The organism is Paenirhodobacter ferrireducens (assembly GCF_004022265.1).
Lineage (GTDB): Bacteria > Pseudomonadota > Alphaproteobacteria > Rhodobacterales > Rhodobacteraceae > Rhodobacter > Rhodobacter ferrireducens.
Map to the genome: position 1 here is coordinate 1 of NZ_SAVB01000020.1, position 13,596 is coordinate 13,596.

The window sequence follows — 13,596 nt, forward strand, 5'->3', positions numbered from 1 at the left end:
GCCCCGCCCCGGGCGGCGGGCCGGTGCACGGCCCCGCGGCGCTGGCCGCCGCGACCACCCGCGCGATGCTGGGCGGCGCGCCGGTCGGCCGAGCCCCCTCGGGCGCCGCGGTGGCCCTTGCCGCCGCCCCCGCCACCGGTGCGCTCGCCCGCTTTGCCCGGTTCGAGGACGTGGTCGAGCTGATCCAGCGGATGCGGGACGTGAAGCTGCTGGTCGAGGTCGAGACCTGCCTGCGGCTCGTGCGCTATGCCCCTGGCCGGATCGAGTTCGAGCCCACGCCGGCGGCACCGCGCGACCTGGCCGCCACCCTTGCCGCCCGGCTGCAGGGCTGGACCGGCGCCCGCTGGGGCGTCTCGGTGGTGTCGGAGGGCGGCGCGCCCACCATCGCCGAGGTCCGCGACGCCGGCCGCCGCGCCGCCGAGGCCGAAGCGCGCGAGACGAACCCGGTGGTGCAGGCGATCCTCGCGGCCTTTCCCGCCGCCGTCTTCGACGACATCAAGCTGGCCGCCGACCTTGCGCAGGAACAGGCCGCCGAGGCGCTGCCCGAGGTCGAGGATGAATGGGACCCGTTCGAGGACGGCTGACGCCCCCCTTGTTCCGCCCGGTCGGGCTGCGTATCTGTGACAGACACTCATAGCGGGGGACGACGATGTTCAAGGGACTGGGCCAGCTCGGCGACATGGCCAAGATGATGAAGGCCGCGAAAGAGATGCAGGAGCGGATGATGACGCTCCAGGAAGATCTTGGCCGCATCGTCGTGGTGGGCGAGGCGGGCGCCGGCCTCGTGCAGGCGCGCGCCACCGCCAAGGGCGAGCTGACCGGCCTGTCGATCGACCCCTCGATCCTCGTCGCCTCGGAAAAGGAAGTGGTCGAGGACCTGATCCTCGCCGCGATCAAGGATGCCCAGGCCCGCGCCGCGGCCCGCGCCCAGGATGAACAGCGCAAGCTGCTGACCGAGATGGGGCTGCCCGCCGACATGAACCTTCCGCCCGTGTAAGATGGCCGGCGCGCAGGACGAGATCGAGGCACTGATCGCGCTGATGGCGCGGCTGCCGGGGCTTGGCCCCCGCTCGGCGCGCCGTGCCGTCCTGCAACTGATCCGCCGCCGCACGCAGCTGATGGAACCGCTCGCCCGTGCCATGGCGCATGTGGCCGAGACCGCGCAGGACTGCCCCATGTGCGGCAATATCTCGCTCGGCGGGCTGTGCGAGATCTGCGCCGATCCGGCCCGCGCGACGGGCGAGATCTGCGTCGTCGAGGATGTCGCCGATCTCTGGGCGATGGAGCGCGGCCACGCCTTCAAGGGCCGTTATCACGTGCTGGGCGGGCTGCTGAGCGCGCTTGACGCCGTCGGGCCCGAGGAGCTCGGCATCCCGCGGCTGATCGAACGGGTCCGCACCGAGGCCACGCGCGAGGTGATCGTCGCGCTCAACGCCACGGTCGAGGGCCAGACCACCGCCCATTACATCGCCGAGGCGCTCGAGGAGAGCGGCACCGCCGTCACCGGCCTCGCCCAGGGCGTGCCGATCGGCGGCGAGCTCGACTATCTCGACGACGGCACGATCCAGGCTGCGCTGCGCGCCCGGCACAGCCTCTGATGCCGGTCTCCCCCGATCTCGAGCTGTTCTTGCGCGAACAGCTGCAGGGCCGCGTGCATTCGCGCCCGATGTTCGGCGGCTTCGGGCTTTATCTCGGTGAAAAGCCCGCCGGGTATCTGTTCAACGACGCGCTCTATCTGCGCCGGCTGCCCGCCCTCGAGCCGCTGCTCGACCTCCTCCCCGAACGCCCGCCGGCCGAACCGCCGGTGCGCGGCGCGCAGCCCTATTGGCGGATCGAACCCGATCTGTGGGAAGACCCCGACTGGCTGCTTGAGCTGCTGCGCGCGGCCTCCGAGGCCGCCCCGCCCCGCCGCCCGCGCCGGCCGCGCCGCGTAAAGACGCCCGCAGAGCATTGAACGCCCCGGCCCCGGCCGCTATCACGGGGAAAACACCAACCGGGGCCGTGTCCATGAACCGCCTGTACCACGTCGCGCTTTCGCCCTTTTGCCGCAAGGTGCGCCTGACCCTCGCCGAGAAGAAGATCGAGGTCGAGCTGATCGAGGAGCGCTACTGGGAGCCGAGCCCCGATTTCCTGCGCCGCAACCCGGCCGGCAAGGTGCCGGTGCTGCGCCTCGACAACCGGATGATGTCAGAAAGCCAGGCGATCTGCGAATATCTCGAGGAAACGGTGCCCACGCCGCCGCTGCTGCCGCGCGACGCCGAGGGCCGCTACGAGGTGCGCCGGCTCTGCGGCTGGTTCGACGACAAGTTCAACCACGAGGTCACCCGCAAGGTGATGGGCGAGCGCGTCTGGAAGAAGGTGATGAAGAAGGGCTATCCCGACAGCAAGACCGTCAAGGAAGGGCTCTCGGCGATCAAGTTCCACATCGACTATATGAGCTGGCTGCTCGATCAGCGGCGCTGGCTTGCGGGCGACGTGATGACGCTCGCCGATTTCACCGCCGCCGCGCATCTGAGCTGTCTCGACTACATCTCGGATGTCGACTGGAACCGCTCGGACGCGGTGAAGGACTGGTATGCGAAGATCAAGTCCCGCCCGGCCTTCCGCTCGCTTCTGGCCGACCAGCTGCCGGGCCTGCCGCCCGCCCCGCAATACGCCGAGCTCGATTTCTGAGTGCGAGAGGGGGCCCGCCTCCGCCCAGCATCACGGAGACCGACGTGGACGATCTGAAGCGCCGCCTGATCGAGACCGCCCGGGCCGAGGGCTTTGCCAAGGCGCGGGTCACCACGCCCGACGCGATTCCCGAGGCGATGGCGCGGCTCGAGACCTTCGTCGCGGCCGGCATGCACGGGCAGATGGGCTGGATGGCCGAGCGGATGGAATGGCGCGGCAACCCCGCCGCGCTCTGGCCCGAGGCGCGGGCGGTGGTGATGCTGGCCGAACCCTATACCCCGGCCGTGGACCCGCGCGCGGCGCTCGAACACCGCGAACGGGGCGCAATCAGCGTCTATGCCCAGGGCAAGGATTACCACGATCTGCTCAAGCGCCGGCTGAAGCGGGTCGGCCGCTGGCTGATCGAGGCGGCGAAACGGCAGGGCGAGGCGGCCGAGATCAAGGTCTTCGTCGACACCGCGCCGGTGATGGAGAAGCCGCTCGCGCAGGCAGCGGGGCTCGGCTGGCAGGGCAAGCACACCAACCTGCTTGCCCGCGACCTTGGCAGCTGGTTCTTCCTCGGTGCGATCTTCACCACCCTGCCGCTGCCCCCCGATGCGCCCGACGTCAGCCATTGCGGGCGCTGCACCGCCTGCCTTGACGCCTGCCCGACAGCCGCCTTCCCGGCCCCCTACCGGCTCGATGCGCGGCGCTGCATTTCCTATCTGACGATCGAGCATCGTGGCCCGGTCGCACCCGAGCTGCGCCCGATGCTCGGCAACCGGATCTATGGCTGCGACGATTGCCTTGCCGCCTGCCCCTGGAACAAGTTCGCCGCCGCGGCACACGAGATCGGCTATGCCGCGCGCGAGGCCGAGGCGCCCTTGCTCGCCGAGCTTGCCGAGCTTGATGACGCCGCCTTCCGCGCCCGCTTCGCCGGCTCGCCGATCAAGCGCATCGGCCGCGACCGGATGGTGCGCAACGTGCTCTACGCGATCGGCAATTCGGGTGCACCGACACTCGCCGCGGTGGCAGCCCGGCTGGTGGATGACGCCGACCCGGCCGTCGCCGATGCCGCCCGCTGGGCACTGGCCCGGGTTTCTCCCCTTGCCGGCCCCGCCCCGCGCGATAGGTGAGGCCAATGATCGAGACCACCCCCTCCCCCGCCAAGGGCATCGCCCTGAAACTTGCTGCCGTCGTCGGCTTCGTGGTGATGCAGGCGATGATCAAGGCCGTCGCGCCGCATGTGCCGCCGGGCGAGGCGGTGTTCTTCCGCTCGGCCTTCGGCATCGTGCCAATCCTCGTCTGGCTGGCCGTCACGCACGAGCTCTCGGGCGGGCTGCGGGTGCAAAGCCCGCTCGGCCATGTCTGGCGCGGCGTGATCGGCACCACGGCGATGGGACTCGGCTTTGCGGCGCTGGCCTTCCTGCCGCTGCCCGAGGCGACGGCGATCGGCTATGCGACGCCGATCCTCGTCGTCGTCTTCGCCGCGCTGTTTTTGGGCGAGCAGGTCCGCATCGTGCGGATCTCGGCAGTGGTGATGGGGCTTGCGGGGGTGCTGATCGTGCTTTGGCCGCAATTCGGCGCCGGCGCCGGCGGGACCGAGGCGCTTGGCGCGGGGCTCGCGCTTGCCGGCGCGGCCTGCGCGGCCCTCGCCCAGATCCAGATCCGCCGGCTGGTGGGCTCCGAGCGCACCTCGGCGATCGTGTTCTGGTTCTCCTTCACCGCGACGGCGCTGTCGCTGCTGACCATCCCCTTCGGCTGGGTCATGCCCTCACCCACCGAGGCGGCGCTGCTGATCGGGGCGGGGCTGCTCGGCGGGGTGGCGCAGATCCTGATGACCTCGGCCTATCGTTTCGCCGACGCCTCGGTCGTCGCGCCCTTCGACTATGCCTCAATGCTCTTCGCCCTGGTGATCGGCTATGCCGTCTTCTCCGAGATCCCCTCGGCCAGCACGCTTGCCGGCTCGGCCATCGTGATCGCGGCGGGGGTGCTGATCATCTGGCGCGAACATCAGCTGGGTCTTGAACGGCGCAAGCAGCGCAAGGCGATGACGCCGCCGGGCTGAGCCCCTGCGCCGATCCCCGCCGAGGCGCCGCGCTGCGGCGGATCGTCTGGTCGAAACCGGCGGTTTTTCGTGCTAGGGTTGTGGCCCAAGCATCTGAAGGAGGCTGCCATGACCCGTCACATCATCGACCGCGCGGCGCCGAAGGCCGAAGGGGCCCGCGTGAAGCACTTCCTCGACCTTGCCCGCAAGGAAGGTGTCCATCCCGCGGTTCTCGAGCTGAACCAGCGCCCCGCAGACCGCGGCGCCCGCAAGGTGCAGGAATTCCTGCGCATTAATCGCGAGGAACGGGCCGAGGCCTGAGTCGTCCCGTGCCGGCGCGCCGAGGGGCGCGCCGGCACGGGACGGGCGCGATCAGGCCCGGACCAGCGCCTCGTAGCTGCGAACCATCTCCTGCGCGAGCGCGCCGACCTCGAATCGGAAGTCGCCGATCCGTGCGACCGGGGTCACCTCGGCGGCAGTCCCGGTCAGCCAGCACTGCTCGAAGCCGGCCATCTCGGTCGGGCTGATGTGGCGTTCGTGCACGGCAATGCCCTTTTCGCGCAACAGCCCGATCACCGTCTGCCGGGTGAGACCGTTGAGGAAGCAATCCGGCAGCGGCGTGTGCACCGCGCCGTCCTTCACGAAGAAGACATTCGCCCCCGTCGCCTCGGCCACATAGCCCCGGTAATCCATCATCAGCGCGTCCGAGCAACCCTTCGCCTCGGCCGCGTGCTTCGACATGGTGCAGATCATGTAGAGCCCCGCCGCCTTCGCCTCGCAGGGGATGGTGCGCGGATCGGGCCGGCACCATTTCGAGATGTCGAGCTGTGCGCCCTTCATCTTGGCGTCGCCATAGTAGTTGCCCCACTCCCAGCCCGCCACCGCAAGCCGCACCGGGTTGCGCCGGGCCGAGACGCCCATGTCGTCGCCCGCCCCGCGCCAGGCCACGGCCCGCACATAGGCATCGGTCCAGCCGTTCGCCTTCAGCATTTCGTATTTCGCCGCCTCGATCTCCTCCACCGTCCAGGGGATTTCCATGTCGAGAAGCTCGGCCGAACGGCGCAGCCGGCGCGAATGCTCCACCCCCTTGAAGATCCGCCCGCCATAGCAGCGCTCGCCCTCGAACACCGAGGAGGCGTAGTGCAGCGCGTGGGTCAGGACATGGACCTGCGCCTCGCGCCAGGGGACGAGCGTGCCGTCCATCCAGATCCATCCATCGCGATCGTCATAAGCCCCGGCCATACTGGTCTCCCTCGGGTTGTTTTCCACAAGTTGCGCACAATGACACTTTCGAATCATAATATTGCGCAGATTGTGTGCCCGGCTAACAATTCATTCTTGGAAAGTCAACAACACTGACATAAAGTCGCGAAAAAGCGAGGAAGACCGATGGCCGACAGCAGCACCCAGGGCGGCGAGACCCTGCTGTTTCTGACCGACGAGCAGTTGCGCAAGGGGATCGAGGCGATGTTCTTCGCCTATCGCGGCTTCACCGCCGATCCCGACCGGATTCTCGACAAGCACGGCTATGGCCGAGCACATCACCGCGCGATCCATTTCATCAACCGCGAGCCCGGGCTGACGGTAACGACGCTGCTTTCGGTGCTCGGCGTGACCAAGCAGTCGCTGAACCGGGTGCTGCGCACGTTGATCGACGACGGGCTGGTCGAAAGCCGGGTCGGGCGCAAGGACAAGCGCGCGCGCCACCTGCATCTGACGCCGACGGGCGAGGCGCTCGAGCGCGAGCTGTCGGGGGCGCAGCGCGAGCGGATGCGCGGTGCCTATCGCACCGCCGGGCCGCAGGCCGTCGCGGGTTTCCGCCAGGTGCTCGAGGCGATGATGGACCCCGAGATGCGCCGCCACTATCAGATGCTGAAGGATGACAGCTGATGCCGGGCGCCGCGCAAGCCCCCCACCTGCTGATCGTCGACGATGACGAACGGATCCGCGGCCTTCTGCAGAAGTTCCTGATCCGAAACGGCTTTCTTGTCACCGCGGCGCGCGATGCGGCGCATGCGCGGCGCCTGCTGGCCGGGCTCGAGTTCAACATGATCGTGCTCGACGTGATGATGCCGGGCGAGGACGGGCTGAGCCTGACCCGCGATCTGCGCGCGCGCCGGGTGGCGACACCGATCCTGCTGCTCACCGCCCGCGGCGAGACCCGCGAACGGATCGAGGGACTCGAGGCCGGGGCGGATGACTACCTGCCGAAGCCGTTCGAGCCGAAGGAGCTCTTGCTGCGGATCAACGCGATCCTGCGCCGCGTGCCCTCCGCAGTGCAGACCGGGCCAAAATACCTGACGCTCGGCCCGCTGCGCTATGACCAGGACCGCGGCGAGCTGTGGCAGGGCGACAGCCCGGTGCGGCTGACCGCGACCGAGATGGCCCTGATGCGGATCTTTGCCGCCCGCGCCGGCGAGGTGGTCAGCCGCACCGACCTGATCGACGAGCTCGGGCGCGACCGCCCGGCCACGCCCGAGGAAGGCGCGGGCGACCGCGCCATCGACGTGCAGATCACCCGGCTGCGGCGCAAGATCGAACCCGACCCGCGCGAACCGCGCTACCTGCAGACGGTGCGGGGCCTCGGCTACATGCTCGCCCCCGACTGAGCCCGCGCGGCAGCGAGGTCTGCCGGCGCGGCGCCATGGGGCGCCGCGAAAGCCAGGCAAGACGGAATATCCTGCGGCATTTCGCCCCACGGGGACAAGAATGTTCGCTGGACTGACAACATCGTGATTGCTAAACGAAACGCATGTTCGGCGGCACGTCACGTGCGGCCCGGCAAGTCGCATCGGCCTGATCCCAGGCCCGGGAAGGGAGAAGAATTCGTGTCCCACGCAGAAGACGCAGGCACCCGGAGGGATTTCCTCTACTATGCCACCGCCGGAACCGGCGCGGTGGTGACCGGCATGGCCGTCTGGCCGCTGATCAACCAGATGAACGCCTCGGCCGACGTGAAGGCCATGGCTTCGATCTACGTCGATGTCTCGGGCGTCGAGACGGGGACCCAGCTGACCGTGAAATGGCGCGGCAAGCCGGTGTTCATCCGTCGCCGCACCCAGGAAGACATCGATCTCGCCCGTTCGGTCGACGTCGCGACGCTGACCGACACCACGGCCGAGAACGCGAACAAGCCGGGCGCTGACGCCTCGGACCAGAACCGCTCGCTGCCGCCCTTCTCGGGCGAGGACACCGGCGAATGGCTGGTGATGATGGGCGTGTGCACCCACCTCGGCTGTGTGCCGCTCGGCAATGCGGGCGACTTCGGCGGCTGGTTCTGCCCGTGCCACGGCTCGCATTACGATTCGGCCGGCCGCATCCGCAAGGGCCCGGCGCCGCGCAACCTGGACATCCCGGTCGCGGCCTTCACCGACGACACCACGATCAAGCTCGGCTAAGGGCAAAGGGACAGGAACATGGCTGGAATTCCGCACGACCATTACGAGCCCAAGACGGGCGTCGAGAAGTGGCTGCACGAGCGTCTGCCCGTCGTGGCGCTGATCTATGACACGATCATGATCCCGACGCCGAAGAACCTCAACTGGTGGTGGATCTGGGGCATCGTCCTCGCCTTCTGCCTAGTGCTGCAGATCGGCACCGGCGTTGTGCTGGTGATGCACTACACCCCCCACGTCTCGCTGGCCTTCGCCTCGGTCGAGCACATCATGCGCGACGTGAACGGCGGCTATGCGCTCCGCTACGTGCATGCGAACGGCGCCTCGCTGTTCTTCTTCGCCGTCTACATCCACATCTTCCGCGGCCTCTACTACGGTTCGTACAAGGCCCCGCGCGAAGTGACCTGGATCGTCGGCATGATCATCTACCTGCTGATGATGGGCACCGCCTTCATGGGCTACGTGCTGCCCTGGGGCCAAATGTCCTTCTGGGGCGCCACCGTCATCACCGGCCTCTTCGGCGCGATCCCGGGCATCGGGCCGTCGATCCAGGCCTGGCTTCTGGGCGGGCCGGCCGTCGACAACGCGACGCTGAACCGCTTCTTCTCGCTGCACTACCTGCTGCCCTTCGTCATCGCCGGGCTGGTGATCGTGCACATGTGGGCCTTCCACACCACCGGCAACAACAACCCGACGGGCGTCGAAGTGCGTCGCACCTCGAAGGAAGAGGCGAAGAAGGACACCCTGCCCTTCTGGCCCTATTTCGTGATCAAGGACCTGTTCGCGCTGGCCCTCATCGTCACCATCTTCTTCGCCGTCGTCGGCTTCATGCCGAACTACCTCGGCCACCCCGACAACTACATCGAGGCGAACCCGCTCGCGACTCCCGTGCATATCGTTCCGGAATGGTACTTCCTGCCGTTCTACGCGATCCTGCGCGCCTTCACCGCGGACGTCTGGGCCGTGCAGTTCGTGCACTGGATCACCTTCGGCATCGTCGACGCGAAGTTCTTCGGCGTGCTCGCCATGTTCGGTGCGATCATCGCGATGGCGCTGGCGCCCTGGCTTGACACCTCGAAGGTGCGCTCGGGCCAGTTCCGTCCGGTGTTCAAGTGGTGGTTCTGGCTGCTCGCGATCGACTTCGTGGTGCTGATGTGGGTGGGCGCGATGCCGACCGACGGGATCTATCCCTACATCTCGCTGATCGGCGCGACCTACTGGTTCGCCTACTTCTTCGTGATCCTGCCGCTGCTCGGCCTGATCGAGAAACCGGCACCGATGCCGGCGACGATCGAAGAAGACTTCAACAACCACTACGGCACTCCGGCCGAGTAAGGACAAGGACCGTACATCATGAAAAAACTTCTGATCTCGGCCCTTTCCGCGCTCGTGCTGAGCACGGGTGCGGTGGCCGCGAGCGAGGCCGGCGGCGTCAAGGACTTCGCCTTCTCCTTCGAGGGCCCCTTCGGCCGCTTCGACCAGCAGCAGCTGCGCCGTGGCTTCCAGGTCTACCGGGAGGTCTGCTCGGCCTGCCACGGCCTGAAATTCGTGCCGATCCGTTCGCTCGCCGACGAGGGCGGCCCGCAGATGGACCCGCAATGGGTGCGTGACTACGCGGCCGAACTCGACCCGGTGATCGACGCCGACACCCAGGAAGAGCGTCCGCGCAAGGACACCGACTTCTTCCCGATCCGGGTCGGCGACGGCATGGGCCCGGACCTGAGCCTGATGGCGAAGGCCCGCGCGGGCTTCCACGGCCCCTACGGCACCGGCATCTCGCAGCTGTTCAACGGCATCGGCGGGCCGGAATACATCCACTCGCTGCTGAACGGCTTCACCGGCGCGGACAAGCAGGAGGCTGGCAACACCTTCTACGAGAACCACATCTTCTCGACCGGCTGGATCAAGATGCCGCCGCCGCTCTCGGATGACATCGTCACCTACGAGGACGGCACCCCGGCGACGGTCGAGCAGATGTCGGAAGACGTCGCGACCTTCCTGATGTGGACGGCCGAACCGAAGATGATGGCGCGCAAGGACATGGGCTTCACCGCGGTGCTCATGCTCGGCCTGCTGACGGTTCTGCTCTACCTCACCAACAAGCGGATCTGGGCGCCCCACAAGGGCAAGCACTGAGCCAGCCGCAAGGATGACCTGAAACGCGCCCTCCGGGGCGCGTTTTCTTTTGCCGTGGTGCGCGTGCCGCGGATGGCATAGGCTCGCCGCCAAAGGAGACCCTATGACCCAGCCCCGCGCGCCCCGCCTGTGCGTCCTGATCGACGCCGACAACATCCCCTGCGCCCATGCGGAAGCGATCTTTGAGGAGATCGCCGGCCTCGGCGAGGCCTCGGTGCGGCGCATCTATGGCGACTGGTCGGCGCAGCGGCTGGCCGGCTGGGCGAAGAAGGTGAATTCGCTCGGCCTCGTCGCCGACCAGCAATTCGCCAATACCAAGGGCAAGAACGCCTCCGACATCGGCCTCGTCATCGCGGCGATGGACTTCCTGCACTCGGGCCTCTTCGACGGCTTCGTGCTGGTCTCCTCGGACAGCGACTTCACCCGCCTCGCCTCGCGCATCCGAGAGCAGGGGCTCGACGTCTACGGCATCGGCGAGAAGAAGACGCCCGAGGCCTTCCGCAACGCCTGCAAGCGCTTCATCTATGTCGAGAACCTCGGCGCCGAGGAGGCCCCGGCCCCGATGGTCGAGACCGGCTCCGAGGCGCAGCCCTCGACCCCGTCGACGGCGATGCCCACCGCCCCGGCACCCGCCGCCTCGGGCAAGCTCGCGCCGCCGCAGGCGATCCCGCTCGTCGTCGCGGCGATGAAGCGGATCGGGCTCGAAGAAGACTGGTATTCGCTCGGCCAGATCGGCCAGTTCATCACCCAGGCGAACCCGGATTTCGACACCCGCACCTATGGCTGCGCGAAACTGTCGGATCTGCTGCGCAAGACCGGCCGTTTCGAGGTCAAGCAGGGCCAGGGCAACCACCTGATGGTGCGCGACAAGGCCTGAGGCCCGCGCCGGCTCAGGGCGCGATCCGGATCGGCGTGCCGTCGGGCACCAGCGCCCAGATCTCGCGCATCTCGGCATTGGTGACGCCGATGCAGCCATCGGTCCAGTCGAGCCGGCGATGCAACGCACCGAGAAATCCCCAGCCGTTCGGCAGCCCGTGAATCATGATGCTGCCTCCCGGGGCGACGCCGGCCGCCCGGGCCCGGGCCCGGTCTTCCGCATCCGGGTAGGAGATGTGCAGGCTCAGATGCGCGACTGAATTCGGGTTGCGCCAGTCGATCCGATAGACGCCTTCGGGGGTGCGCTCGTCCCCCTCCTGATGCTTCGGCCCCGCCGGGGCGCCGCCAAGGGCGATGTGGTAGCTGCGCAGCACCCGCCCCTCGCGCAACAGGCGCATCTCCCGCGCCGACTTGAGAACCTCGATGGCATCGGCCTGCACCGCAGCCGCGGCCATCGGCGGCGCCTCGCCATGCCCCAGCCGCGCCATCACCTTGGTATAGCCGACGGTTCCGCCACCGAGACAGAGCACCGCCAGCACTGCAATCGTCAGCGCGCGCCGCATTCAGCCCTTCACGCCATAGCGGGCGAGGAACATCTCGACCGCGCCGTCGACCGTGCGCTTGATATGGCGCGCGCTGCAGCATTCGGTGACGCCGAAGATCATCCGCGCATGGATGTCGGCCTTGCACAGTTCGACGAACTGATCGGCGGCAAGGTCGAAATCCTCGATCACGAGTTCGCCGCGTTCGACCGCGCATTTCAGGTAGGACACCAGCCGGTTGCGCAGCAACAGCGGCCCGGCCTGATAGAACTCGGTGCCAAGCTGCGGAAAGCGATCGCCCTCGGCGACGCAGATCCGGAAGAAGCCGAAGCCGAAATCCGAGGACATGAACTCGACGATCCGGCCGCCGGCAAAGCGCAGCACATCGCGCGGCGGCGCGCCGCCGGCCAGAAGCTCGCCCGCCTCGTCGGCCTGGCGCGCGCATTCGCCCTTCGCCACCTCGAGAAAGAGCAGTTTCTTGTCGGGAAAATAGCTGTAGAGCGTGGCCTTCGACACCCCCGCCTCGCGCGCGATGTCATCGACCGAGGCGCCCTCGAAGCCGTCACGCAGAAACACCTTGCGCGCGCCCTCAAGCACCTGGTCGAACTTGCGCCCCTTGCGGATCGCCGGTTTCGTCTCTGTCTGCGCCATCATGCCCCCTGCCCGCGCCGCGCCGGCTCCTCAGCATAGCCCCTCCGCTCCGGCCGGGGCAAGGCGCCGATCGCGCGGCCGTGAGCGGCTCAGCCGATCCGGCCGCGCACGCCGCCGGTCTGGCCGCGGTCAAGGAGCAGGTGATCGAGGATCACGCAAGCCATCATCGCCTCGGCCACCGGCACCGCGCGGATGCCGACGCAGGGGTCGTGGCGGCCCTTGGTGATGACCTCGACCTCGTGGCCATCGACGTCGATCGAGCGGCGCGGCGTCAGGATCGAGGAGGTCGGCTTGACCGCGAAGCGCAGCACGATCGGCTGGCCGGTGGTGATGCCGCCGAGGATGCCGCCGGCGTGGTTGGTCTCGTAGACCGGGCCCGAGGGGCCCATGCGGATCTCGTCGGCATTCTCGGCGCCGGTGAGCCCCGCCGCCGCCATGCCCTCGCCGATCTCGACCGCCTTCACCGCGTTGATCGACATCATCGCAGCGGCCAGATCGCTGTCCATCTTGGCATAGATCGGCGCGCCAAGGCCGGGCGGGCAGCCCTCGGCCACCAGCTCGATCATCGCGCCGACCGAGTTCTGGTTCTTGCGCACCGCCTCGAGGTAATCGGCCCATTCGTCGACCACCGCCGCATCGGGGATGAAGAACGGGTTGCGCAGGATCTCGTCGCGGTCGAACCGCTCGCGGCTGATCTGCTTCACCCCCATCTGCACCATGTAGCCGGTGATCCGCAGACCGGGCACGAGCGCCTTCAGCACCGCCTGCGCGACGCCCCCCGCCGCGACCCGCGCCGCGGTTTCCCGCGCGCTCGAGCGGCCGCCGCCGCGATAATCGCGGATGCCGTATTTCTGGTGATAGGCAAGGTCGGCATGGCCCGGGCGGAACTGCCGCGCGATCTCGCCGTAATCCTTGCTGCGCTGATCGGTGTTCTCGATCATCAGCTGGATCGGCGTGCCGGTGGTGCGCCCCTCGAAAGTGCCTGAGAGGATCTTCACCCGGTCGGGCTCCTGCCGCTGCGTCGTCATCTTCGACTGACCCGGACGGCGGCGGTCAAGGAAGACCTGGATGAACTCTTCCGAGATCTCGATGCCGGGGGGGCAGCCGTCGACCGTAGCGCCAAGCGCGGGGCCGTGGCTCTCGCCCCAGGTGGTGACGCGGAACATGTGTCCGAAGGTGTTGTAGCTCATCGCGGGCCTCCCCTTTTGCCTTTCTCCTAAGGCATGGCGGCGCGTCGATAAACTGGAAAGTGCGGCGGGCCCCGGTGCGCCTTACAGCCAATTGACGCCACGTCGCC

At 68.2% G+C, this 13,596-nt stretch carries 17 protein-coding genes and 1 pseudogene; 14 read left to right on the forward strand and 4 right to left on the reverse strand.

Translation table 11 applies throughout. The features are described 5' to 3' along the window. The 8 genes and pseudogenes from EOW65_RS14005 to EOW65_RS14040 all read left to right on the forward strand — a co-directional run. Positions 1-584 (forward strand): annotated as a pseudogene (locus EOW65_RS14005) (DNA polymerase III subunit gamma/tau); the annotation flags it as partial. Between the two features lie 65 nt (positions 585-649). Beyond that, positions 650-997, forward strand: a complete 348-nt coding sequence (locus EOW65_RS14010) for a YbaB/EbfC family nucleoid-associated protein (protein WP_113899691.1) — start codon at positions 650-652, stop codon at positions 995-997. 1 nt (position 998) lies between these two features. Further along, positions 999-1,598 (forward strand): recombination mediator RecR, encoded by a 600-nt coding sequence (gene recR / locus EOW65_RS14015; protein ID WP_128150461.1) that lies wholly within the window; start codon positions 999-1,001, stop codon positions 1,596-1,598. Beyond that, entirely contained in the window at positions 1,598-1,954 is a 357-nt protein-coding gene (locus EOW65_RS14020) for a TfoX/Sxy family protein (RefSeq protein ID WP_128150463.1), read from the forward strand. Before recR ends, EOW65_RS14020 begins: the two co-directional genes overlap by 1 nt. Before the next feature lie 53 nt (positions 1,955-2,007). Then, positions 2,008-2,673, forward strand: a complete 666-nt coding sequence (gene fzlA / locus EOW65_RS14025; RefSeq protein ID WP_128150465.1) for an FtsZ-binding protein FzlA — start codon at positions 2,008-2,010, stop codon at positions 2,671-2,673. A gap of 53 nt (positions 2,674-2,726) precedes the next feature. Further along, positions 2,727-3,788, forward strand: a complete 1,062-nt coding sequence (queG, locus tag EOW65_RS14030) for a tRNA epoxyqueuosine(34) reductase QueG (protein ID WP_128150622.1) — start codon at positions 2,727-2,729, stop codon at positions 3,786-3,788. A gap of 5 nt (positions 3,789-3,793) precedes the next feature. Beyond that, complete coding sequence (locus EOW65_RS14035) at positions 3,794-4,720, forward strand: DMT family transporter (protein ID WP_128150467.1); 927 nt, start codon at positions 3,794-3,796, stop codon at positions 4,718-4,720. Between the two features lie 108 nt (positions 4,721-4,828). After that, the gene (locus tag EOW65_RS14040; protein ID WP_128150469.1) at positions 4,829-5,020 is read left to right on the forward strand and encodes a hypothetical protein; all 192 of its coding nucleotides are present in this window, start codon (positions 4,829-4,831) and stop codon (positions 5,018-5,020) included. 51 nt (positions 5,021-5,071) lie between these two features. Here the strand turns inward: EOW65_RS14040 and EOW65_RS14045 are convergent, their stop codons facing one another. After that, positions 5,072-5,941, reverse strand: a complete 870-nt coding sequence (locus tag EOW65_RS14045; RefSeq protein WP_128150471.1) for a branched-chain amino acid aminotransferase — start codon at positions 5,939-5,941, stop codon at positions 5,072-5,074. A 147-nt stretch (positions 5,942-6,088) separates the two neighbouring features. Here EOW65_RS14045 and EOW65_RS14050 point away from each other — a divergent pair, with 147 nt between their 5' ends. From EOW65_RS14050 to EOW65_RS14075, 6 genes are all read left to right on the forward strand, one after another. Then, complete coding sequence (locus EOW65_RS14050) at positions 6,089-6,589, forward strand: MarR family winged helix-turn-helix transcriptional regulator (RefSeq protein WP_128150473.1); 501 nt, start codon at positions 6,089-6,091, stop codon at positions 6,587-6,589. Continuing rightward, positions 6,589-7,308: a response regulator gene (locus EOW65_RS14055; RefSeq protein WP_113899699.1), complete on the forward strand. Its 720-nt coding sequence runs from the start codon at positions 6,589-6,591 to the stop codon at positions 7,306-7,308. The genes EOW65_RS14050 and EOW65_RS14055 overlap by 1 nt, the downstream gene beginning before the upstream one ends. Before the next feature lie 219 nt (positions 7,309-7,527). Continuing rightward, complete coding sequence (gene petA, locus EOW65_RS14060; RefSeq protein WP_121531994.1) at positions 7,528-8,097, forward strand: ubiquinol-cytochrome c reductase iron-sulfur subunit; 570 nt, start codon at positions 7,528-7,530, stop codon at positions 8,095-8,097. A gap of 18 nt (positions 8,098-8,115) precedes the next feature. Beyond that, positions 8,116-9,429, forward strand: a complete 1,314-nt coding sequence (gene petB / locus EOW65_RS14065; RefSeq protein ID WP_128150475.1) for a cytochrome b — start codon at positions 8,116-8,118, stop codon at positions 9,427-9,429. A gap of 18 nt (positions 9,430-9,447) precedes the next feature. Further along, positions 9,448-10,230 carry a cytochrome c1 gene (locus EOW65_RS14070; protein WP_206364072.1) on the forward strand — a complete coding sequence of 261 codons (783 nt, stop codon included), beginning with the start codon at positions 9,448-9,450 and terminating at the stop codon, positions 10,228-10,230. Between the two features lie 103 nt (positions 10,231-10,333). Continuing rightward, the gene (locus EOW65_RS14075) at positions 10,334-11,107 is read left to right on the forward strand and encodes an NYN domain-containing protein (RefSeq protein WP_128150479.1); all 774 of its coding nucleotides are present in this window, start codon (positions 10,334-10,336) and stop codon (positions 11,105-11,107) included. 13 nt (positions 11,108-11,120) lie between these two features. On the opposite strand, the gene EOW65_RS14080 is transcribed toward EOW65_RS14075, so the two are convergent. From EOW65_RS14080 to aroC, 3 genes are all read right to left on the reverse strand, one after another. Beyond that, a complete protein-coding gene (locus tag EOW65_RS14080; RefSeq protein ID WP_128150481.1) occupies positions 11,121-11,669 on the reverse strand; it encodes a L,D-transpeptidase family protein in 549 nt (182 codons plus the stop codon). Further along, on the reverse strand, positions 11,670-12,299 hold the full coding sequence (locus EOW65_RS14085; protein ID WP_128150483.1) for a TetR/AcrR family transcriptional regulator: 630 nt from the start codon (positions 12,297-12,299) through the stop codon (positions 11,670-11,672). A gap of 89 nt (positions 12,300-12,388) precedes the next feature. Next, positions 12,389-13,489 carry a chorismate synthase gene (aroC, locus tag EOW65_RS14090; RefSeq protein WP_128150485.1) on the reverse strand — a complete coding sequence of 367 codons (1,101 nt, stop codon included), beginning with the start codon at positions 13,487-13,489 and terminating at the stop codon, positions 12,389-12,391. Positions 13,490-13,596 lie beyond the last annotated feature (107 nt).